This window comes from Sphingomonas sp. (genome assembly GCF_017304615.1).
Classification (GTDB): Bacteria; Pseudomonadota; Alphaproteobacteria; order Sphingomonadales; family Sphingomonadaceae; genus Sphingomonas.
Genome location: NZ_JAFKLZ010000001.1, coordinates 685144 through 707727, shown reverse-complemented (window position 1 = coordinate 707727; position 22584 = coordinate 685144). Strand labels below are relative to the sequence as shown.

Below are 22584 nucleotides of genomic sequence, written 5' to 3'. Positions count from 1 at the left end.
CTCAATATCCACTCATCGAATAGGGGCGCGCGGCGATGCTCCGGCCCCACGCCTTGTTCGGGATCGCGCTCATCGTAAAGCGAAGCTCGCCGCCGCGCTCGATCTCGTCATGCGTGATATAGACACGAGTCAACGGCTTTCCATTCAGCGTGACCGATCCGACATAGATATTGGCGTCGCTCAGCCCGTCCGCGACGATCGTGAAGCGTTTGCCGTTGGGCAGGTCGATCGTCGCGCGATCGACGAACGGGCGGCCGATGACATATTGCCCGCTGCCCGGCGCGACGGGGTAGAAACCGAGCGCGGTGAAGACCAACCACGCCGACATCTGGCCAATGTCGTCGTTGCCCGACAGCCCCTTGGGCGTATCGTTATACTGGCTGGCGACGATCTGCTTCAGCCGGGCCTGCGTCCGCCACGGCGCGCCGGCGAAGGCATAGAGATAGGCGACGTGGTGGCTCGGCTCGTTGCCGTGGATGTACTGACCGATCAGCCCGGCAATGTCCTCGGCATGGCTGTAGTCGAGTTTCGACACGTCGAAATCGAACATCGCGTCGAGCTTCCGGACGGTCGCCGCGTCGCCGCCGAGCAGCTTGATCAGCCCGCCCTGATCGTGCGGCATGAACCACGAATATTGCCAAGCATTGCCCTCGGTATAATCGGAGCCATAGTTGATCGCGGTCGGACCGAACGGCACGCGAAAGCTCCCGTCCGCCTTGCGCGCGCGCAACCAGCCAGTCTTGGCATCGAACGAATTGCGCCAATAGGCCGCACGCTTCTCGAACGTCGCGGCGACGTCCATCCGCCCCATCGCCCGCGCCATCCGCGCGATCGTCCAGTCGTCATAGGCATATTCGACCGTCTTCGACGCCGCCTCCGGCTCGCCATCAATCGGCACATAGCCCAACTGCATATAGTCGCCGAGCCCACCGTAAGGGGCATAGGTTGCGCTAGCGACCATCGCGTCGAGCGCCTTTTTGGCATCGAACCCCGTAATCCCTTTCAGGTACGCGTCGGCGATGACGGGGACGGCATGATAGCCGATCATCGTCCACGTCTCCTGCCCCTGAAACTGCCAGACGGGGAGGACGCCGTAGGGACTCGCCTCACGACTGGCGATCAGCGAGCGGACGACGTCACTGGTGGTCGATGGCGGCTGGACGATCGTCAGTAGCGGATGCTCCGCGCGGAACGTGTCCCACAGCGAAAAGGTCGAGCGGAACGTGAAGCCTTCCGCCTTGTGGATCTGGTCGTCCGGCCCGCGATGGCGGCCATCCGCGTCCGACAGAACGCTCGGCGCCATCAACGCGTGATAGAGCGCGGTGTAAACGGTGCGCCGCATCTTGCCGCTCGCCTGCACGTCGAGCACCGACAGCGCCTTGCTCCACGCCGCTTCGGTCCGTGCGCGGATCGCATCGAAATCGCCCGGCTCGCTGGCGAGGTTGGCGATCGCACCGTCCTCGTCGACCGTCGAGATGCCGACCTTCACCTCCAGCGGTGCGTCGAGCGTCCCGAAATCGAGCCGCACGACCAGCGCCCGGCCCTTCAACTCGGCGATGTCGCTACCCGACCGACCCGGTCCCTTGAACCCGCGATACGGCACGTTCGTCTCGGTGTTCTTGAACTCATGGCCGAGCAAGGGCCGCGAGAAGCGCATCGCGAAGAACAGTTTGCGCCCCGGCGCCCAGCCGCGCGTCTCACGCCCCCCGGTCACCGTGCCGTCGGGCCGCAGCCGGATCGACGACCACGATACCTTGCCGGGATAATTGTACAGGCTGGAACGCAGGTCGAAGACGAGGTGTGCCGGTTTTTCCTTGCCGAACGTGTAGCGCTGGACCCCGATCCTAGTCCCCGCGGTCATCTCCGCGCGGACCCCGGCATCCGTCAGTGTCACGGCGTAGTAACCGGGGCTCGCGACTTCGCCGTCATGGCTGAAGCGCGAGCGGTAGCCGCTTCCCGGCTTTGCAGCGTCGCCGGGTTCCAGGGGCACCACATCGCCCGACACCGCCATCATCAGAAAATCGCCAAGATCCGAATGTCCCGCGCCCGAAAAATGGGTCATCGAGAAGCCCTGGATCGTCGGATCTTCGTACCGATAACCAGCAGCGTGCGGGTAGCATTTGCGGATCTCGCACGTCGCGTCGGTGTCAGGAGACAATTGCACCATCCCGAACGGCGCCACCGCCCCGGGAAAGGTATGCCCTTCCCCGCCTGTTCCGATGAACGGATCGACGGCTGACAGGGGTATAACGGTGGTCGCCGCAGCGATCGGCGATAGGACCAAACCCAATCCGGCGAGGATCGCGGGCAAGCGGCGCAGCGTCTGGCTCAGCATCCCCCGATCAAAGCATGCCGGCCGCCTCAATCCAAGACGGCCGGCAGGCGATCAATGCCAGAAAAGCAACAACAGGATGATGATGGGGATGGGAATGCCCAACAGCCACAACAGAATGCCTTTACCCATGATCGCCACCTTTCAGATTTAGTTTCGCTGGCGACACAACCGCCGAGCGACCCGACCTGTTCCCGAAATTGATCTTGATGCGAGTTAATCCGCCGACGTTGCTTCCGCGCGCGAAATCGGCATGAGGGAAGGCAATGCCCGCACATCCCCTGGTCGCCGCGCTTGCGCTGTCGCCGCACCCCGAGGGCGGATGGTATCGCGAGACGATGCGACAGCCCGATCCGCGCGGCGGACGCGACTTGGCGACGGCAATCCTGTTCCTGCTCGACGCGGGCGAGCGATCGCACTGGCACAGGGTCGATGCCGCTGAATTGTGGATCTGGAACGATGGGCATCCGCTGACGTTGCTGATCCATGACGGCGACACCACGGTGGAACACCTGCTCGACCCGGCCAATCCCCAGATATTGGTGCCCGCCAACGCCTGGCAGGCGGCCGAACCGCGTGAAGGCTGGGCGCTGGTCAGTTGCGTGGTGACGCCGGGGTTCGATTTCGGCGGCTTCGAACTTGCGCCGCCGGACTGGACCCCGGCATGAGCGCGCATCCCGAGATCGAACCCGCCAAAAGCGACGGCCTGCCCCTGCCCCGCCGCTACGGCGCGATCGGTGCATTGTGCTGCGGCACCGCGCTGATCATCATCGACGGCGGCATCGCCAACGTCGCGCTGCCCAGCATCGCGCGCGACCTGGGCGTCGAGTCGAGTTCGGTTGTGTCGATCGTGACGATCTATCAGTTGATGCTCGTGATGCTGCTCCTGCCGTTCGCCGGTCTCGGCGAGCGGATCGGACTCAAGCGGATGTATCAAACGGGCCAATTGATCTTCACCGTCGCGACCCTGCTTTGTTTCTTCGCCAAGAGCCTGCCGTTCCTGCTGATCGTCCGCGCGGCGCAGGCGATCGGCGCGGCGGGCGCGCTCAGCGTGTCGTCGGCGTTGATCCGGTCGACCTATCCGTCGAGCCAGCTTGGGCGCGGCCTAGGCATCAATTCGGTAATCGTGTCGAGCTCGGCTGCCGCCGCGCCTACGATCGGGGGTCTGGTGCTGGCCGTGGCGCCGTGGCCGTGGGTATTCGCCTGCGCGATCCCGTTCGCGCTGCTCAGCCTGATGCTCGGTCGCGCTCTGCCCGACCCCAAGCCGCGGCATGCGCATTTCGACGTGCTGGGCGCGGTGATGTGCGCGGCGATGTTCGGTCTCGTCATTGGCGGGGCGGAAAGCGCGGTCCATGGCAACAGTCCGGTAGTGTCCGCCGCGATCGTCGCGACTGGCGCGCTGGTCGGCTATTATTTCGTCAGGCGTGAGAAGGAGGATGCAAATCCGATCCTGCCGCTCGACTTGCTCGGCCGGCCGGTCATCGCGCTGTCGGTGATCGGGGCCTATACCGCGTTCATCGCGTCGATGACGCTGCTGCTGTCGACGCCGTTCCGTCTGACGCAGGAATTCGGGTTCAGCGCGGCGATGGTCGGCGCGGCGATCGCGCCGTGGCCGCTGACCAACATGATCGTCGCGCCCCTAGCCGGGTGGCTGTCGGACCGGATACCCGCCGGGCTGCTAGGCGGGATCGGCATGTGCATCAGCATCGCAGCTTTGCTGTTGATCGCGTTCCTGCCTGAGCATCCCAGCTATTTCGATATTGCGTGGCGGATGGCGCTATGCGGCTCGGGGTTCGGCACCTTCCTGCCGCCCAATGCACGGCTGATCATCGGCAGCGCCCCACGCGATCGAGCGGCGGCGGCGGGTGGCCTGGTATCGACGATCCGCCTGACCGGGCAGACGACCGGCGCGACCGTCGTCGCGCTGCTGCTGGCGATGCAGATCGGCTCGGGCCGCGTGCCGCCGCTCGTGTCGGTCGGCCTGTGCGTGGTCGCCGGCCTTTGCAGCATCGCACGCCTTCGCCCCTCGATCCGCAACCCGCAGCGGACCGAGGTGCAGGACGAAGTGCCGACACTTAAGACGACGCGCTAAAAGACCGCCTTCGCCTCTCCCCCCATCATCACAGCGCGGACCAGCGGGATCGGCGGGCCGCCGAACGACAGGAACTGGTCGTGGAACTCCTTCCACGCCTTCCGCCCGCCACGCGTCGCGATCCAGTCGTCGCGCAGCTTGCGGATCATCAGCTTGCCCATCGTGTAGTTAAGATAGGCCGGATCGTACGTCCCGCGCGCCGCCTGCTGGTCGGCGTTTCCTTCGTCCTGATAGCATTGCTCGCGGAACATCTTGTACGAGTCCGCCTGGCTCATCCCGCGCGCGTGCATCCCGATCGCCGACAGGAACCGGCAGTCACGCAGCAGCGCGTTGCTGATCTGGCCGATATGCGTTTCCGGGTCGCCGTCATTGAGCCCGGCATCCCACATCATTTCCTCGGCATAATGCGCCCAGCCCTCGGCGAACGCGTAGCCGACGAACAACTGGCCGAAGAGCGACGGCGAGCGGTTGGCGTGGAGGAACTGGACGAAGTGCCCCGGCATCACTTCGTGAACCGACGTGAATAGCAAGTCCATCTTGCCGGGCACGAAGCCGAGCTGCTTTTCCTTCGACCACGAGGGGTCGGGGGGCGATATATAATAGACCGACGGAATCCCCTTATCGAACGGCCCGGGCGGATCGATATAGGCCGAATTCTGCCGGTTATAGGGCGGGCTTTCCTCGACCAGCGCCTGTTCGGTCCCGGGAACCGAGACAATGTCGTGAGCCAGCACGAACGCCTTGAGCATCGGGATCTGCCGCCGTGCTTCGGCCACGGGATCAAGGTTCGGCGGCTTGTTGGCGCTCATCTTGTCCATGCACGCCTGCAGCGTCTTGCGCGGCGCGTATTTGTCGCACGCCGCCTTGAGCGCGTCCTGGTTCTTCTTCAGGTCGGCGCGACCCGCCGCCTCGAGTTGGTCGAGCGGGGTATCGACGCCTTCAGTCTCCAGCAGCATCCGCTGGAACTTGTCGGCGCCCAGCGCGAAGTCCTGCGTTGCCGAACCCTTCTGCCCCTCGAGCCAGTTGGCGAGGTCGGTCATCGCCTTCGACGCCGCGGTCGATGCGTCGGTGAAATCCTTCTGCATCTGCTTGTCGTGCACGCGCGCGAACGCTTTCTTCGCGTCTCCGGTGTAATAGTCGGCGAAGCCCCTGAACCCAGCGACGCCATATTGAATGAAGCTCGCCGGCATCGGGGTCTTGAGGTTGGTGCGGATATTGGCGGCGGCCGACGGCACCTGACGCAGGAACTTGATGATCGCGGTCATCCGCGTCTTCGGATCGGCATAGTTGCGCGCGATATAGACGTTGGGGTCGAGCCCGCCGCCGACATAATAAGCCGGATTCCTGTGCGGCTGGTCGGCGTCCACCAGCCAGAACAGCTTCCCACGCGCGACCTGGATCAAATAGTCGCGCTCGAACGCATCCTGCTTCGACAACTTGGCCTTGTCGTACGCCTGCGCATCGCTGATCGCCTTCCGGAGGAAATCGGCCTGCGCCTTCAGGCCCGCAGGACTCCAGTCGGGGATGCCACCATCATAATCGTGCTTGCCCTGATAGACCGCGAAGGCGGGATCGAGCTTGAACACGCCGTCGATAAAGGCATCGCGGAACTCACCCCAAGGCTCGGTGGCGGGCGCCGGCGTCGCCGTGTTGGTCGCCGCCGTCACATTGTTCGTGGGCAGGGACGACGTGCAGGCCGCCAACGCCACACAGGCAACCGCACTCAACAGCCTAACCTTCATCGGTCTCTCCGCCAGTTTACGGGGCGATTGCTGCCAGATTGGAGCGCGCGACGCCAGTGGGCGGATCGGCCGAGCCGTCCGGTTACAGCTCGAGCACGAAATACCGGCTGAAACTGGTGTCGCTATAGTCGGCGAACGGACCGGTTTCGGTAAATCCGAACGACCGATACAAAGCATGCGCAGCCTCGAACGGCTCCGTCCTTCCCGTTTCGAGGCTCAGCCGCCGATAGCCACGCGCCCTGCCCTCGCCGATCATGTGTTCGAGCACGGCCCGTGCGACGCCGCGCCGCAACGCGCCCGGCGCGGTCCGCATCGATTTCAGCTCGCCATGCTCGTCGTCGAGCCGCTTCATCGCACCCATGCCGAGCAAGTCGGCGTCGTCCCACACCGTCCAGACGGTCACGTCGGGACGGCTGAGCCCCGAACTGTCGAGCGCGAAGACCTGGCAGGCAGGCGAGTGCGCGTGCATCTCGCGGAGGTGGTACTCAACCAGCGCCGCGACTTGCGGCCGCGACAGATTGTCGCGTTCGATCCGCATCATTCCAGCGCTTCGGTCGGATCGACGCCCCAGATGTGGCTGATCTCGACAAAGCCGCCGCGCCCCTTCACGTCGAGATAGCACCAGCCCCTGCCGCACTGGCTGATCCGGCCCACCACGCCGCGCGCCGCGCGCCAGTTGACCTTGCCGCCGACGCTCGGGCTTTCGCGCAGGTCGACGGTGTCGCCCATCACGATCGCGGTACGGGCGTCACTGACCAGATTGGCCTGCATCCAGCCTTGCGTGCCGCCGGGATCCTCCACCTTGCGCCACGCCGCGCCGACGCCCTTTTCCTTGAAATTCTCGATCACCTTCACCGGCAATCCGGGACGGACATATTTCCAGCTGATCGGGTAATTGCGACCCGGCCCGGTGCGCATCCGCACCTCCTTCGCCTGAAGCGAGGCGAAGTAAGGCGGCTTCTTTTCTACCAGCGCCGCCACCGCCGGCACCGCCAGAACCCCCGCCATGATCACCAATGCCGCGGCGTACCGCATGCTGAATCCCCTGTTGCCCGATCGAGTCGCCATCCTATCGCGGAGCACCGTTTCGTATCAACCGATTGACCTCCGCCAAAACCAGCGCCAAGCCTTGGGGCATGGCCAATTCGAGACGAAAACCTCGAGTAATCGTGACGCGCGAGCTGAGCGACGCGGTGATGGACCGCATGGCCGAGCTGTTCGACACGCAGTTGAACCGAGAAGACATCGCGATGACGCGCGACGAACTGATCGCGGCGGTCAAGGACGCCGACGTGCTGGTCCCGACCGTGACCGACATGATCGACGAGGACATTATCGAGGCGGCGGGCGACCGGCTGAAGCTGATCGCCAATTTCGGCAACGGTGTCGATCATATCGACCTGAAGGCGGCGCGCGCGCGCGGTATCCTGGTCACCAACACGCCGGGCGTGCTGACGGACGACACCGCCGATATGACAATGGCGCTGATCCTGTCGGTGCCACGCCGGCTGGCCGAGGGCGAGAAGCTCGCGCGGTCGGGCCAGTGGAGCGGCTGGAGCCCCGGCGCGATGCTGGGTCACCGGATCGGGGGCAAGACGCTGGGCATCGTCGGAATGGGACGGATCGGCCAGGCGGTCGCGGCGCGCGCGCGCGCGTTCGGGCTGGCGATCCACTATCACAACCGCCATCGCTTGCCGGAGGCGCTGGAGAGTGAACTCGGCGCGACGTGGCATGCCGATCTCGACGAGATGCTGGCGGAATCGGATTTCGTGACGATCCACACGCCGCACACCGACCAGACCGAGCATGTCATCGATGCGCGCCGCATAGCGTTGCTCAAGCCCGAAGCCTATCTGATCAACACCTCACGCGGGACCGCGATCGACGAGGCTGCGCTGATCGACGCACTGGAGGCGGGGCGACTCGCCGGCGCGGGGCTCGACGTGTTCGAGCACGAACCGGCAATCGACGCGCGCCTGCTCGCGCTGTCGAACGTCGTGCTGCTGCCGCATATGGGGTCGGCCACCTACGAAGCGCGCATCGCGACCGGCGAACGCGTCATCCGCAATATCCAGCAATGGGCCGATGGGGACCGCCCGCCGGACCAGGTGCTGGAGGGGTGGCTCTAGCCCAACCCGGCCAGCCATTCGGCGATCATCGCGCGGCCCGCGGCAACTGCCGCCGGTCCCTTCTCGATATGTGCATCGCGCAGCGTTTCCGGCGTTTCTCCAACCTCGGCAATATCCGCAGCGTCGTTGACCAGCCAATGCTCGAACCGCTCGTCCTCGCCCATTTCGGCGTGGAATTGCAGCGCGAGCAGATGGCGTCCGCGCGCGAACGCCTGCGCATAGAGCGGCGTGGTGGCGAGGAGGTCGGCGCTTTCGGGGACGTCGAACGTATCGCCGTGCCAATGCAGCATGTCGGTCGCGGCCAAGTGCCGCAACGGACTCTCGGAACCCGCGTCTGTTAGGGTCAGCGGCGCGAACCCGATCTCGCGCGCCGGCCCCTTGCGGACAGGCGCGCCGAGCGCCGCTGCGATCAACTGGCTGCCGAGACACACGCCCAGCACTGGCCGCTCCGTCGCGATCCGCCGCCGCAGCACCGCGATCTCATCGTTCAGCCAGGGATAGCGATCGGTGTCATAGACCCCCATCGGCCCGCCCATCACGATGATCAGATCGGGCGACAGAATGTCGAGCGCCGCGCACCCGGCGTGATGCGCGGCGACGCGATGGATTTCGTATCCCGCCGCCTCGATGGGCTCGCGATAGCCGGCAATGCCTTCATGATCGACGTGGCGGATGACGAGCGCGCGCTTCATCCCGCCAAGGCTAACGCTTCATGGTTGCCGGGCAATTAACCATGTCTTGGCCGCGCGATAGCGGCGCTGCGGTCAGTCGCCAGTCAGGATGCGATCGACCAGTTGCTTCACGGTAGGCACGAAGCCGTTGGAATAAAATGGGTCTTTCTTGAAATTGTACGCGCCGTGACCCGCGAACATCAGATTCTGGTCGATGTCGCCCCCATGCGCGATGTCCTGCAGCGTCTTCTGGATACAGAAACTGCGCGGGTCCGCGAGGCGACCGGTCGAGTTGGTCTCGCTGTCCTTCCATGACGAAAAGGCGCACTGGCTGAGGCATCCCATGCAGTCGGCCTGATCCTTGCGGATGATCGCCTTTTCCTCAGGCGTCACGAACACCAAAGTATTGTCCGGCGTCTTGAGCGCGTCGGTGAACCCCTGGCCGAACCATTCGCGGGCGCGGAGGAGGTCGTTGCGCGTCACCCAGAAATTCTTGCCCTTCACGCCGACGTCGAGCTGGAAGGTATGGTCACCCGCTTCCTGCGCGGAAAAGGCGATCTGGCGCTCCGACCGCGCTTCGAGGTTGCGCAGGAACGGATTGCGCACGGCGCTCGAATAGAAGCCGGTCGGCGAGAAGCGATGGAGCAGCACTTCGCCCGGCTCGATGTCCGTCAGCTTGGCCTTCCAGCCTTCCGGAATGGGGCTTTCCTGCGTCAGCAGCGGACGCGTGCCGAACTGGAAAGCGATCGCGCCGAGTTCCGGGTTGTCGATCCAGTCGTTCCAGTCGCGCAGATACCAGACGCCGCCCGCCATCACGATCGGCACGTCGTCGGAAATGCCGCCCTCGCGCATCGTCTCGCGCAGTTCCTTGACGCGCGGATACGGGTCCTGCGGCTTCAGCGGGTCCTCGGCATTGGACAGGCCGTTATGCCCGCCGGCGAGCCACGGGTCTTCGTAAACCACCGCCGCGAGCCATTCCGCCGCCTTCGAGTAAGCCCGCTTCCACAGCGCGCGGAACGCGCGGCCGGAGCTGACAATCGGCAGGTAGTTGACGTTGTAGGACGCAGCGATCTCGGACAATTTATACGGCATGCCAGCGCCGCACGTTACCCCCGCGACGAGACCGCGCGTCCTCTCCAGCACGCCGTGCAGCACGCGTTGCGCGCCGCCCATTTCCCACAGCACGTTGATATTGATAGCGCCCTTGCCGCCGGCGATGTCGAACGCCTTCTTGACCTGCTGGACCGCGCCCTCGATCGCGTATTCGATCAGTTCCTCGTGCCGCTCGCGCCGCGTCAGCGCGCGATAGACCTGGGGAATGATCTTGCCGTCGGGATCGTAGCTGTCGGCATTGACCGCGCTCACCGTGCCGATGCCGCCCGCCGCCGCCCACGCGCCAGCCGAGGCATGGTTGGTCGCGGCGACGCCCTTGCCGCCTTCCACCAGCGGCCAGACCTCCCGGCCGTTATAGATGATCGGCTTCACGCCCTTGAACACATCGATCTCCTGAACAGTAACGCATCGCTATAGCGTCTCGTGCCATGCGTGCGAGTAAATACGGTAGCTAGGTTAAGGCCCCTGGCCTATTCACCGCGCCTTCGTAAAGCGTGCGATACGCCGCGATCATCGCCTTTTCGTCATATTCGGCGACGGCCTTGGCCCGATTTGCCTTGCCGACGATCGCTCGCCCCGACGGATTTTCCGCCGCGGCCTGGATCACGTCGCGCAGGCCGACTTCGTTGCGGTGCTCGTCGATCAGCGGCCAGTTCTCGCGAGAGACCATATGCAGCATGTCGCCGGCATTGGTCGCGGCGATCGGCAGGCCGGCCGCCATGCCCTCGACGATCGAGATCGGGAATTGCTCGCTCAGCGACGAGTTGGACAGGATGTCGAACAGGCCGATGTAACGGTGCGGATCGGGCAGGAAGCCGGGCATGACGAGCTGATCGGTCATCGCCATGTTGGCTGCGGTCCGCAGGATTTTCTCGCGCTCCGGCCCATCGCCGACGATGACGAGCCTTATCCGCGCCGAGCACCCCGCTACCGCGCGGACCAAGGCGGGCAGGTTCTTGACCTCCCGAAGCCCCGCCAGTGCCCCGACCACGATCTCGCCCGGCTTGCGCTCGAAACCGGGGATCGCCTTGGGATCGGGCTGGCGCGCGTAGAGCGAGGTCTGGATGCCGTTGGAGATGCGGTGGAGCAGCGGTGCGTCGATCTTCCACACCGTCTTGGCGAGATGCTCGAGCGTCACCGACGGCACCACCACGGCGTGCGCCGCGCCGAACGCGATCCGGCGATAGACCGTCCGCCGCGCCTTCAGGCGCACCGCTTCGTCGGCGTTGAAGCCGTCCTCGTGATGGATGACCGGCGGCGCGCCCTTGGGAAAGGCGCGCTTCGCCATCACCGCGTCGATACCACCCCAATTGTAGCTGAGCACCAGATCGAAACGCCGCATGAACTTGGCGATCGCCTCGAACCGGCCGGGCGTCGGCGGACCGGTCAAGGGCGGCGGGTTCTGGGCGATTTCATAGGATATGCCCTTGGCGATCGCATCGCGCGCCGACAGCGCATCGGGCACGCCCGACACGATCGTGTGCCGCGCCCGGTCGCCGAACGCGTTCATCAGCCGAACCGCACGCGCTTCCTTGCCGCCCAGATCGAACGACGAATGCATATGAAGGATGTTGAGCGGCGCGGGCACGCACGCCCCCTAGCGTCGGCGCCGACGATCAAGCAAGGGCGTCAGGCGCTGACGCGCTCCTTCGCGACCTTGGCCAGCAGGCGGTCGATGCCCGTAACGGCTTCGGGCTCGGTCAGCATCGGCGTGTGGCCGACATCGGGGACGGTCACGAGTTCGGCGTCGTCGAGCCGCGCGACCATCTTCTGCGCCGTCGCCTGACCCAGCACATCGGACCGCGCCCCACGCACGATCAGGGTGGGCACCTTCCTGAGCGCGTCGAACGCCGCCCACATGTCCGGGCCGGCTTCATTGCCCGGCACCCGGAACGGCTCGGCGATCTTCATGTCATAGTCGAGCACGATGCGGCCCGCGCTGTTGAGGCGATAGAGCCGCTTGGCCATCGCCAGCCAGTCCTCGATCCCGTAATTCGGATAGACGTCGGCGTTCCCGTCGCGCACCGCGCGCGCGGCGTGCATCCAGGTCGGCCAGACATTGGATTTGCCGACATAGGTGCGAATCCGCGATAGTCCCGCCGCCTCGATCTCCGGCCCGACATCGTTAAGCACGGCGCCCGCGAGCTTTTCCGGCGCGTTGGCGGCGAGCAGTATGGTCACGATCCCCCCGAGCGAGGTGCCGAACGCGACGTAACTGTCGATGCCTAGCTCCGTGAGCAGCGCCTCGACGTCCCTGGCATAGGTCGTCGGGACATAGGTCATCGGATCCTTGGCCGCGCCGCTGCCCCCACGCCCGCGGAAATTGACCGCGATAATCCGCCATTCCCCCGCCAGCCGCTCCGCCACATCCTCGAAATCGCGGGCGTTGCGAGTCAGCCCGGCCATGCAGAGGATCGGCGGGCGGTCCTCCCGCCCCGGATAGTCGCGATAGTGCAGCCGCACTTCGTCGTCGGACTCCCAGTAACGATTTTCATAAGCTGGCATGGTTGCGTCCTGTTGGGCGACGCCGCCATATTGCCGCATGCCTCCCTCGCCGCAAGCTTATCAGCCCGAAAGCACGATCCTCGAACTGGGCGACGCATTCTACGATCGCGTCGCGGCAGCGGATTTTCCGCAGACTATCCTGCGCTTCCGCAACGATCGCGCGGCGGCCGAGGTCGGACTCGATTCGCTCAACAACGACGAATGGACCGCGCATTTCGGACGCTTTCAGCCCCTGCACGACACGCTGCAGCAGCCACTGGCGCTCCGCTATCACGGCCATCAGTTCCGCGTGTACAACCCGGAAATCGGCGACGGTCGCGGGTTCCTGTTCGCGCAGATGCGCGACGGCGCGGGACGGTTGATGGACCTGGGCACCAAGGGATCGGGGCAAACGCCGTACAGCCGATTCGGCGATGGCCGTCTCACGCTGAAGGGAGGCGTGCGCGAGATACTGGCGACCGAAATGCTCGAAGCGCTTGGCGTGCCGACCTCGCGCAGTTTCTCGCTGATCGAGACCGGCGAGGCGCTCGATCGCAACGACGAACCCTCGCCCACGCGCTCCGCAGTTTTGGTCCGGCTCAGCCACAGCCATATCCGCATCGGCATGTTCCAGCGGTTGGCCTATTTCCGCGAAGACGACAGCCTGCGCGCACTGACCGCCTACGTCCTATGCCACCTCTACGAAGAGGAGCCCGGCGATGACGCACCCATCCGCCTGCTCGATCTCGTCGTCCAGCGCACCGCGAGGCTCGCCGCAAGCTATATGGCCGCCGGGTTCGTCCACGGCGTGCTCAATTCGGACAATATCAACGTCACGGGCGAAAGCTTCGATTACGGCCCGTGGCGCTTCAATCCGACCTGGGACCCCGCCTTCACCGCCGCGTATTTCGACCATGCCGGGCTTTACGCGTTCGGACGCCAACCCGAGGCGATCCACTGGGACGCGATGCAGCTCGCCGTGGCGCTGCGCCCGATCTGCGACGCGGAGCCGCTGATCGCCGTGCTCGACACGTTCGGCGACCGCTATCAGCGCGCGGTCAGCGACGCGATACTGTGGCGGCTCGGTCTGGCTCCCCGCGACGCGGAGACCGACCGCGCGCTCGTCCAGACGATCGAACCTGTTCTCCGATCGACCTCGACACCGATCGACCGATTCTTCTTCGACTCGTTCGGCCGCGTATTACCGGGAAGCTACGGGGAAGAATGGGCAGAGGCACGCGCGGCGCTGGCCGCCTATTCCCCCCGCACCGACCGGAGCCACCCATATTGGGCAGGCGAACCGTGTTCGATGCTGATCGAGGAAGTCGAGGCGATCTGGGCCGCCATCGCGGAAAACGACGATTGGTCCCCGCTCTACGTAAAGGTCGACGCCATACGCGAGATGGGCGCGGCGCTAGCCGCGGCCCCGGCAACTCGCTAGGACGATACGCGAATGCCAGCCGAGATCATCTCCCACGAACCAGCAACCGGCGCCGAGCTGTGGCGCGGCGCGATCGGCGATGCTGACACCGAGGTCGCGATCGCCCGGGCAAGCTGGGCGGAATGGGCGGCGAAACCCGTCACCTTCCGTATCGAAACGCTGCGCCGTTACGCCAATGTCGTCCGGGCGAAATCCGACGCCTTCGCCGACCTGATCGCGCGCGAAACCGGCAAGCCACTGTGGGAAGCCAGGACCGAAGTGGATTCGGTCATCGCCAAGGTCGATATTTCGGTCTCTGCCTATTCCGAACGCACCGGGCAACGGCGGATGGACGCGCCGATGGGCAGCCGCATGGCGCTGCGCCACAAGCCGCACGGCGTGCTCGCGGTGCTCGGCCCCTACAATTTCCCGGCGCACTTGCCGAACGGCCACATCGTCCCGGCGCTGATCGCGGGCAATGCCGTGGTGTTCAAGCCGTCCGAAAAGACCCCGGCGTCGGGCGCGTTCCTCATTGACTGCCTGCGCGAGGCTGGCGTGCCCGAAGGCTGCGCACGCGTGCTGATCGGTGGCCCCGCGGAGGGCAAGGCGCTGGCGGGGCATGCCGACATAGACGGGCTGCTGTTCACCGGCTCGGCCCGCACCGGGATCGCGCTCAATCGCCAGTTCGCCGAGCGGCCGGAGAAGATCCTCGCGCTGGAAATGGGCGGCAACAATCCGATCATCGTGTGGGATACGCCCGATCTCTACGCCGCGGCGATCCTGGTCGTGCAGTCGGCCTTCACGAGCGCGGGACAGCGTTGCACGGCGGCGCGGCGCCTGATCGTCGACGACGCGCTCTACGAACCGCTGATCGCCGAACTGGGGAAGATCGTCGACAAGCTCATCGTCGGCGCCCCGCATGACAATCCGGCGCCCTTCATGGGACCGGTGATCGACAACGAGGCGGCCGACATGCTCGGCGAGAGTTTCCTGGAACTGGTGCTGCGCGGTGCGAAACCGATCCGCCACATGCAGCGCCCGCAGCCTGACCTTCCGTTCCTGACACCCGGCATCCTCGACGTGACCGCGCTCGACGACCGGCCCGACATCGAACTGTTCGGCCCGATCCTCCAGGTCATCCGCACCGATAATTTCGACGTCGCGATGATCGAGGCGAACAACACGCGCTACGGCCTGTCGGCGAGCCTGATCACCCAGACGCCCGACCTCTATAACCGGTTCTGGGCCAACGCCCGCGCCGGCATCGTCAACTGGAACAAGCCGACCAACGGCGCCAGCTCGGGCGCGCCGTTCGGCGGGATAGGCTGGTCGGGCAACCACCGCCCCAGCGCCTATTACGCCGCCGATTATTGCGCCTATCCGGTCGTGTCGAACGAAGCCGACGCGGCACGGGCGTCGATCGGCGTCGGCTTGCGCGAATATGAGCCGGACGACACCTGACCGCGATACGGCTTGAAACTTTCCGCAATTTCCCTAGTTTAATGTCTGCGGACCGGGCCCCTCTGGCGAGGGCTTAGTAAAGCCTTCGTGATGTCGGACCGCATCGAGGTGAACTCGGTGCAGGTTCGGTTTTGGCCCAAAGGCTCCCCACCTAAAGCACCGGATCAACCTCGATCGATGAACCATCGATGGAGTGGCTTGCATGTCCAATATGATCGAGCGGCTGATCGCCGCCCACCAGCTCATCAACCGCGAGATTCGCCGCGAACTGGCGCGCATTACGCCCAATACCCTTCGCGTCCGCGACCTCAAGAAACGCCGCCTGGCGATCAAGGATCGCCTGTTCCGTCACATCCCCGACGCCGCCGAAATGCGGCGCGTCGCACGGGTGGTGCTCAGTCGCCGCCCCGCGACCATCTGACCTGGAGCCTGGACACATGGAAACCTTTTCCCCCTTTTCCCGCCTCAACCAGGCAAGCGCGGCGTTCGACGCCGATCTGCGCAGCTACATGCTGGGCATATATCGTAACATGGGGCTCGGCCTTGCGCTGACCGGCCTGGTCGCGCTCGCGGTCGCGGCGACGCCGCCGTTGTCGGCGCTGATCTTCGGCACGCCGTTGAAGTGGGTGGCGATCTTCGCGCCGCTCGCGTTCGTGATGTTCTTCAGCTTCCGGGTAGACCGGATGACGACCGCCGGCGCGCGCACCGCCTTCTTCGCGTTCGCCGCGGTGATGGGCGTATCGATGGCGAGCATCTTCCTCGTCTTCACCGGCACCAGCATCGCCAGCGCCTTCTTCACCGCCGCCGCGATGTTCGCGGGGCTTAGCCTGTGGGGCTATACGACGAAGCGCGACCTGACCGGACTCGGATCGTTCCTGATGGTCGGGCTGATCGCGGTGATCGGCGTCAGCCTGGTCAACATCTTCCTCGGCTCGTCGATGCTGCAGATGCTGGTGTCGATCGTCGGCGTCGTCGTATTCGCCGGACTCACGGCTTGGGACACGCAACGCCTCAAGAGCGAGTTCGTCGAATATCGCGGACATCAAGCGCTCGACAAAATGGCGATCATGGGGGCGCTGTCGCTCTACCTGAACCTGATCAACATGTTTCAGCTGCTCCTCGGCCTGATGGGTCAGCGCGAGGAATAAAAGCGAACCAACACGCTGTCGCAACGCCCGGGAACTCCCGGTGCGTTGCGGCATTATGGTGGTCCGCAAAGACGCTGATATGATTACCAAACCGGCCACAATCACTGCCCCGCCCCGCGCCGTTCGCCTCCATATCGAAGCCGGAAACTGCTTGGATATTGCGATGGGCAAGGAAGATTCCGCCTTCGCCGCCGACTTGATCGACGAAGCTATCCGGCTCGAGCGCCGCGCGCGGGAATTGGCCGCCGCGGCGAACGACCGCGGAAAGTTTCGCTAGGCCACGGCCAAGCATCCATCGGTTGCCGCGGCGCGTCGGCGGGCGCATCTGCGCCACCATGGCAAGCATACTCGATCCGCAGGCGCGCGGGCGCGTCATCCTGGTCGGCGCCGGTCCGGGCGATCCCGGCCTGCTCACCGTGCGTGCGGTGGAGGCGTTGAAGTCCGCCGACGTCGTCGTTCATGACGGGCTGATCGACCCGCGCGTGCTCGACCTTGCGCCTGACGCGCATCGCATTTCGGTTGCCAAGTCGCGATCGAAGCACACGGTACCGCAGGACGGCATCAACGCCCTTATCGTCGCTCATGTAAAAACTGGCGCGATCGTCGTCCGACTGAAGGGTGGCGACCCGTTCATCTTCGGCCGCGGGGGCGAAGAGGTCGAAGCGGTCCGTGCCGCCGGCCTGCCGGTCGAGGTGATCCCCGGCGTGTCTGCCGCGCTCGGTTGTGCGGCTGAGGCGATGTTGCCACTAACACACCGCGATCATTCATCGGCGGTCAGCTTTGTCGCCGGCCAGTGCAAGGGACTCGCCGATCAGGACTGGTCCGGCTTGGCCGGCAAGGGGCGGACATTGGTCATCTATATGGGCGTCGCGACTTGCCCCGACATCGCCGACAAATTGATGGCGGACGGCGTCGCGCCGGACATGCCGGTCGCGGTGCTGGAAAAGGGCACGCTTGCGGGTAGCCGCGCCATGAAGACCCTGCTCGCCGATCTCGGCCCGATGGTGGAACGCGAGAAAGTGCAGAGTCCCGCGATCATCGTTGTCGGCGAGGTGGTCGAACTGTCCGACGCCGAGGACAAGCTCGCACGCTGGGCACGGATGGCGGAGGCAGCCGCATGAAGCTGCTGACCGGCAACGATCTCGCAACCGGCGACGTGACCTGGTGGACCGGCAGCGGGTGGTCGCGCCATGTCGAGGACGCAGCTGACGTCGGCGAGAAGGGCGAAGCGATCCTGCAGACCGAATCCGGCGCGCAGCGCGTCAATGGCGCTTACGTCATCGATGCCGAGACGACGCCGGACGGCCCCCGCCCCGCGCATATCAAGGACCGCATCCGCGCGCTCGGCCCGACCGTGCGCCCCGACCTCACGCTGAAGCCGAGCGATCCCAATGCCGGCAGCTGGGTGATTTGATGTCGCTCATCAACCCGTTCGTGCTGAGCCTGTCTACGCACGTGAACTTGGCACGCCCTTCGACAAGCTCAGGGCGAACGGTGGAATTTCGCTGATGTACAAATACGATACCTACGACCAGGCGATCGTCGATGCGCGCGTCGACGAATTCCGCGACCAGGTCCGTCGCCGCCTTGCCGGACAGATCACCGAGGATCAGTTCAAGCCGTTGCGGCTGATGAACGGCCTCTACCTCCAGCTTCACGCCTATATGCTGCGCGTCGCGGTGCCGTACGGCACGCTCGACAGCCGCCAGATGCGGATGCTCGGCCATATCGCGCGCAAGTACGATCGCGGCTACGGGCATTTCACGACGCGCCAGAACATCCAGTATAACTGGATCAAGCTTGAGGATGCGCCGGACATCCTCGCCGACCTCGCGACGGTCGAGATGCACGCGATCCAGACCAGCGGGAATTGCATCCGCAACATCTCGTCCGACCAGTTCGCCGGTGCGGCGGCTGACGAAGTAGCGGACCCGCGCCCTTGGGCCGAGCTGCTCCGCCAGTGGAGCACGTTCCACCCCGAATTCAGCTACCTCCCGCGCAAGTTCAAGATTGCGGTGATCGCCGCCGATGAGGACCGCGCGGCGATGCGGCTTCACGACATCGGCATCCAGCTGGTGAAGCGTGACGGCGTGCTTGGCGCCGCGATCTATGTCGGCGGGGGCATGGGCCGCACCCCGATGATCGCGCCGCTGATCAAGGACTTCGTCACCGCCGACGATCTGATGAGCTATCTGGAGGCGTGCCTGCGCGTCTACAATCGCTACGGCCGGCGCGACAATATCTACAAGGCGCGGATCAAGATCCTGATCCACGAACTCGGCGCCGACGAATATCGCCGCCAGGTTGAGGAAGAGTTTGCGCTGGTGAAGGCGCTCGGCATCGATCCGCCACAGGCCGAACTCGACCGCATCACCGCCTTCTTCGGCGAACCTGCGTTCGAAGCAAGCGCAAGCGATGACATCGACCGCAGCGATCCCGATTTCGCGGTGTGGCTCGACCAGAACGTCAAACCCCACAAGGCGCCGGGTTATGCGATCGTCAACATCAGCCTGAAACCGGTCGGCGGCATCCCCGGCGACGCCAGCGCTGACCAGATCGACGTGATGGCCGACCTCGCGGAGCGCTATTCGTTCGACGAACTCCGTGTCACCCACGCGCAGAACATCGTCCTGCCGCATGTCCGCAAGGCCGATCTGTATGCGGTGTGGCAGGCGCTAAACGACGCCGAACTCGCCGACGCCAATCTCGACCTGATCAGCGACATCATCGCGTGCCCGGGGCTCGATTATTGCAGCCTCGCCAACGCGCGCTCGATCCCCGTCGCGCAGAAGATCGCGACGCGCTTCGCCGATCTTGGCCGCCAGCGCGAACTGGGCGAACTCAAGCTCAAGATTTCGGGCTGCATCAACGCCTGCGGCCACCACCATGCCGGGCATATCGGCATCCTGGGGGTCGATAAGAAAGGCACCGAAAACTACCAGCTGCTGCTCGGCGGATCGGGCGCGGAGGATGTCAGCCTCGGCAAGATCACCGGTCCCGGTTTCGACGAGGACGGCATCGTCGATGCGGTTGAGCGCGTGACCGACAAATATCTCGCGGTGCGCGCGGAGGGGGAACGCTTCCTCGACACCTATCGCCGCGTGGGGTTCGAGCCGTTCAAGGAGGCGATCTATGGCTGATGCCGATTTCCTGCGCTTCCGCGACGACGCGCCGCATGACGAACCCGCGGTGACGCTCGACGCATTCCTCGCCGACCAGACCAACGCGACCGCGGTGCGGCTGGAGTCAGGCGATGATGCGCGCGCGCTACTCCCCTTCCTCGACCGCCTCGCGCTAATCGAAGTATCGTTCCCAGCTTATCGCGACGGGCGCGGCTATTCGTCGGCGCGCGTGTTGCGCGAAGCGGGCTATGCTGGCGAGTTGCGCGCGGCGGGCGACGTCCTGGTCGACCAGGTGCCGTTCATGCGCCGCTGTGGCTTCGACAGCTTCGCACCCGAAGCGCCGATCGACCCGGTCGTGCTCAAGGCCTCGCTCGATCGCTACGAATTTCACTATCAGGCCGCCGCTGACGCTGCTGTGCCGGTGTGGAAGCTGCGGCATGGCTAGCGTGGCGCGAAAGATCGACGTCATCGACACCGCGCCCGCCTTTACGCAGGCCGATGCGGACGCGCTGAACGCGCGCTTCGCGGGCGTTGATACGCTGGCGATGCTGAAGGCGTTGTTCGCCGACGGCACGCTCGGCAACACCGCGGTCGTGTCGTCGTTCGGAACCGAGAGCGCAGTGCTGCTCCACCTGACAGCGCGCGCCAATCCCGCGACGCCGGTGATCTTCGTCGACACGCTCCGCATGTTTCCAGAGACCCTGGCGTATCGCGACACACTGATGGCGGCGTTTGGGCTCAGCGACAGCCGCACGATCACCCCCGATCCGGTCGTGCTGGCGGCGAAGGATAGCCAGCAGCTGCGCTGGTCCTACGACCCCGACGGCTGCTGCGAAATCCGCAAGGTTGAGCCGCTCAAGCGCGCCAAGGCCGGGCTGGATAGCTGGATTTCGGGACGCAAGGCGTTTCAGTCGCAGACTCGCCAGAACATCGCGCGGTTCGAGATCGAGGACGGCCGCCTGAAGGTCAACCCGCTCGGAGATTGGGTGAAGGGCGATCTCGACGCCTATTTCGCCGAGCACAATCTGCCGCGCCACCCGCTTGAGGCAGATGGCTATCCTTCGATCGGCTGCCAGCCCTGCACCTCGAAAGTTCAGCCCGGCGAAGACCCGCGCGCGGGCCGCTGGCGCGGCTGGGACAAGACCGAATGCGGCATCCACGTCCCTGAGAAACCGGGCGAAGAACCGGTTTTCTGACAGTCGGCATCTCGTTTTCGTCACCCCGGCCTTGAGCCGGGGTCCCGCTACGTCAGCCGCTCGAACAACCGGGGTGACAGACACAATAGCGCTCGGGTGCGAAGCTTATTCGTACGCCGGCCCGGTATAATCCCCGGCATAGTCGCTGAACAACGTATATTGCGGCTCGAACTTCAGGATTACCTTGCCGGTCGATCCGTGACGCTGTTTGGCGACGATCAGTTCGGCGAGGCCATGGACCCGTTCCATGTCCTGGCCCCACTTGGCGTAATCTTCGAACACCTTCACGTCGTCGCCGTCGACCGGCTTCTTCGGCTCCTTCGCCGCGATGTAATAATCCTCGCGATAGACGAATAGCACGACGTCGGCGTCCTGTTCGATCGAGCCTGATTCGCGGAGGTCGGAAAGCTGCGGCCGCTTGTCCTCGCGCTGTTCGACCGCACGACTGAGCTGTGACAGCGCCAGCACCGGGACGTTCAAGTCCTTCGCAAGGGTTTTCAGCCCGCGGCTGATTTCCGAAATCTCCTGCACGCGATTGTCGCCGGCGCGTGACCCGCTGCCGGTCAGCAACTGGAGATAATCGACGACGACCATCCCGATGCCATCGGCACCATGCCGCCGCTGCAGGCGGCGCATCCGCGTGTGGAGCTGGCCGATCGTCAGGCCCGCGGTATCGTCGATCACGAACGGCAGGTTCTGCAATTCGCCCGACGTCACCACCAGCCGGTCCATTTCAGCCTGGCTGATCTTGCCCATGCGCAGGTCCTGGCTCGAAATCCGCGACTGTTCGGCCAGAACGCGCGTCGCGAGCTGGTCGGCGGACATTTCCAGGCTGAAGAACGCGACCTTGGCGCCGATCCGCTGTTTCGGATCGATCCCGTCCATCTCGTCCTGCATGTAACGCTGCGCCGCGTTGAACGCGATGTTGGTCGCGAGCGAGGTCTTCCCCATGCCCGGGCGCCCGGCGAGAATGATCAGGTCGGACCGGTGAAACCCGCCCATCTTGGCGTTGACCGAGCTCAGGCCGGTGGTGACGCCCGACACGCCGCCGCCCGAATTGAGCGCCCGATCGGCCATCTGGATCGCCGCGGTGCTGGCTTGGGCGAAAGTCTTGACCGACGATTCGCTGCCGCCATCGGCCGCGACCTTGAACAGTTCCTCTTCGGCTGCCTCGATCTGCGCGCGCGGATTGACCTCCTGCGAGGTGTCCATCGCATTGTCGACCAAGTCGCGCCCGACCTGGATCAGCGTGCGGAGCATGGCCAGGTCGTAAATCTGCTGCGCGAACTGCCGCGCGCCGATCAGGCCCGCGCCCGAGCCGGTCAGCCGGGCGAGATAGCCTGGCCCGCCGAGTTCCTTCATCGCCGGGTCGGCCTCGAACATCGGGCGCAACGTGACCGGCGTCGCCGTCATGTCATGTTCGCGCAGATTCTTGATCGCGGCGAAGATTCGCCCGTGCAGCGGTTCGAAGAAATGATCGGCGGTCAGCCGGTCGGTGTCGTCGGCGATGCGATTGTCGATCATCATCGCGCCCAGCAACGCCGCCTCTGCCTCCACATTTTGCGGGAGCGTTTGGGGTTCGGTCGTCGTCAGGGAATGAATCGCGGTGGCCATCACTCCGCTTCTACGCCGGTTGATGCCACCATCAACTGCGTTGCGATGGCCCGGTCAACG

General features: G+C 65.0%; 22 protein-coding genes. 13 read left to right on the top strand and 9 right to left on the bottom strand.

The features are described from left to right. Position 1: 1 nt before the first annotated feature. On the bottom strand, positions 2-2335 hold the full coding sequence (locus tag J0J06_RS03515; protein ID WP_294039963.1) for a GH92 family glycosyl hydrolase: 2334 nt from the start codon (positions 2333-2335) through the stop codon (positions 2-4). Positions 2336-2598: 263 nt separating this feature from the next. Between J0J06_RS03515 and J0J06_RS03510 the strand changes: the two genes are divergently transcribed. After that, a complete protein-coding gene (locus tag J0J06_RS03510; protein ID WP_294039962.1) occupies positions 2599-3000 on the top strand; it encodes a cupin domain-containing protein in 402 nt (133 codons plus the stop codon). After that, positions 2997-4424, top strand: coding sequence for an MFS transporter (locus tag J0J06_RS03505; RefSeq protein WP_294039961.1), 1428 nt, complete (start codon positions 2997-2999; stop codon positions 4422-4424). Before J0J06_RS03510 ends, J0J06_RS03505 begins: the two co-directional genes overlap by 4 nt. Here J0J06_RS03505 and J0J06_RS03500 read toward each other — a convergent pair. The 3 genes from J0J06_RS03500 to J0J06_RS03490 all read right to left on the bottom strand — a co-directional run bounded on the left by J0J06_RS03500 (position 4421) and on the right by J0J06_RS03490 (position 7201). Continuing rightward, entirely contained in the window at positions 4421-6166 is a 1746-nt protein-coding gene (locus J0J06_RS03500; RefSeq protein WP_294039960.1) for a DUF885 domain-containing protein, read from the bottom strand. The genes J0J06_RS03505 and J0J06_RS03500 overlap by 4 nt on opposite strands. An 82-nt stretch (positions 6167-6248) precedes the next feature. Next, positions 6249-6707: a GNAT family N-acetyltransferase gene (locus J0J06_RS03495; protein WP_366931192.1), complete on the bottom strand. Its 459-nt coding sequence runs from the start codon at positions 6705-6707 to the stop codon at positions 6249-6251. Continuing rightward, entirely contained in the window at positions 6704-7201 is a 498-nt protein-coding gene (locus tag J0J06_RS03490) for an SH3 domain-containing protein (RefSeq protein WP_294039959.1), read from the bottom strand. The genes J0J06_RS03495 and J0J06_RS03490 overlap by 4 nt, the downstream gene beginning before the upstream one ends. Before the next feature lie 101 nt (positions 7202-7302). On the opposite strand from J0J06_RS03490, the gene J0J06_RS03485 reads away from it, so the two are divergent. Then, complete coding sequence (locus tag J0J06_RS03485) at positions 7303-8295, top strand: D-glycerate dehydrogenase (protein WP_294039958.1); 993 nt, start codon at positions 7303-7305, stop codon at positions 8293-8295. Here the strand turns inward: J0J06_RS03485 and J0J06_RS03480 are convergent. The 4 genes from J0J06_RS03480 to J0J06_RS03465 all read right to left on the bottom strand — a co-directional run bounded on the left by J0J06_RS03480 (position 8292) and on the right by J0J06_RS03465 (position 12584). Further along, on the bottom strand, positions 8292-8987 hold the full coding sequence (locus J0J06_RS03480; protein WP_294039957.1) for a glutamine amidotransferase: 696 nt from the start codon (positions 8985-8987) through the stop codon (positions 8292-8294). The genes J0J06_RS03485 and J0J06_RS03480 overlap by 4 nt on opposite strands. Positions 8988-9059: 72 nt before the next feature. Beyond that, the gene (locus tag J0J06_RS03475) at positions 9060-10463 is read right to left on the bottom strand and encodes a nitronate monooxygenase (RefSeq protein WP_294039956.1); all 1404 of its coding nucleotides are present in this window, start codon (positions 10461-10463) and stop codon (positions 9060-9062) included. A 67-nt stretch (positions 10464-10530) separates the two neighbouring features. Continuing rightward, positions 10531-11667, bottom strand: coding sequence for a glycosyltransferase family 4 protein (locus tag J0J06_RS03470; protein ID WP_294039955.1), 1137 nt, complete (start codon positions 11665-11667; stop codon positions 10531-10533). Between the two features lie 41 nt (positions 11668-11708). Then, the gene (locus J0J06_RS03465; protein WP_294040820.1) at positions 11709-12584 is read right to left on the bottom strand and encodes an alpha/beta hydrolase; all 876 of its coding nucleotides are present in this window, start codon (positions 12582-12584) and stop codon (positions 11709-11711) included. Positions 12585-12621: 37 nt separating this feature from the next. Here J0J06_RS03465 and J0J06_RS03460 point away from each other — a divergent pair, with 37 nt between their 5' ends. The 10 genes from J0J06_RS03460 (at position 12622) to J0J06_RS03415 (ending at position 20910) form a co-directional block, all read left to right on the top strand. Further along, positions 12622-14004 carry a protein adenylyltransferase SelO family protein gene (locus tag J0J06_RS03460; RefSeq protein WP_294039954.1) on the top strand — a complete coding sequence of 461 codons (1383 nt, stop codon included), beginning with the start codon at positions 12622-12624 and terminating at the stop codon, positions 14002-14004. 12 nt (positions 14005-14016) lie between these two features. Beyond that, positions 14017-15444: a succinylglutamate-semialdehyde dehydrogenase gene (gene astD, locus J0J06_RS03455; RefSeq protein WP_294039953.1), complete on the top strand. Its 1428-nt coding sequence runs from the start codon at positions 14017-14019 to the stop codon at positions 15442-15444. Positions 15445-15646: 202 nt separating this feature from the next. After that, a complete protein-coding gene (locus J0J06_RS03450) occupies positions 15647-15865 on the top strand; it encodes a YdcH family protein (RefSeq protein ID WP_294039952.1) in 219 nt (72 codons plus the stop codon). Between the two features lie 16 nt (positions 15866-15881). Beyond that, positions 15882-16592: a Bax inhibitor-1/YccA family protein gene (locus tag J0J06_RS03445; protein ID WP_294039951.1), complete on the top strand. Its 711-nt coding sequence runs from the start codon at positions 15882-15884 to the stop codon at positions 16590-16592. Positions 16593-16647: 55 nt separating this feature from the next. Beyond that, positions 16648-16869 carry a hypothetical protein gene (locus tag J0J06_RS03440; protein ID WP_294039950.1) on the top strand — a complete coding sequence of 74 codons (222 nt, stop codon included), beginning with the start codon at positions 16648-16650 and terminating at the stop codon, positions 16867-16869. Between the two features lie 58 nt (positions 16870-16927). Further along, complete coding sequence (gene cobA / locus J0J06_RS03435) at positions 16928-17713, top strand: uroporphyrinogen-III C-methyltransferase (protein ID WP_294039949.1); 786 nt, start codon at positions 16928-16930, stop codon at positions 17711-17713. Further along, a complete protein-coding gene (locus tag J0J06_RS03430; RefSeq protein ID WP_294039948.1) occupies positions 17710-18006 on the top strand; it encodes a DUF2849 domain-containing protein in 297 nt (98 codons plus the stop codon). Before cobA ends, J0J06_RS03430 begins: the two co-directional genes overlap by 4 nt. Positions 18007-18100: 94 nt before the next feature. Next, positions 18101-19732, top strand: coding sequence for a nitrite/sulfite reductase (locus J0J06_RS03425; RefSeq protein ID WP_294039947.1), 1632 nt, complete (start codon positions 18101-18103; stop codon positions 19730-19732). Further along, complete coding sequence (locus J0J06_RS03420; protein WP_294039946.1) at positions 19725-20159, top strand: DUF934 domain-containing protein; 435 nt, start codon at positions 19725-19727, stop codon at positions 20157-20159. Before J0J06_RS03425 ends, J0J06_RS03420 begins: the two co-directional genes overlap by 8 nt. Beyond that, the gene (locus J0J06_RS03415) at positions 20152-20910 is read left to right on the top strand and encodes a phosphoadenylyl-sulfate reductase (protein WP_294039945.1); all 759 of its coding nucleotides are present in this window, start codon (positions 20152-20154) and stop codon (positions 20908-20910) included. Before J0J06_RS03420 ends, J0J06_RS03415 begins: the two co-directional genes overlap by 8 nt. A gap of 105 nt (positions 20911-21015) precedes the next feature. Here the strand turns inward: J0J06_RS03415 and J0J06_RS03410 are convergent, their stop codons facing one another. Continuing rightward, on the bottom strand, positions 21016-22524 hold the full coding sequence (locus tag J0J06_RS03410; protein ID WP_294039944.1) for a replicative DNA helicase: 1509 nt from the start codon (positions 22522-22524) through the stop codon (positions 21016-21018). Between the last annotated feature and the right edge of the window lie 60 nt (positions 22525-22584).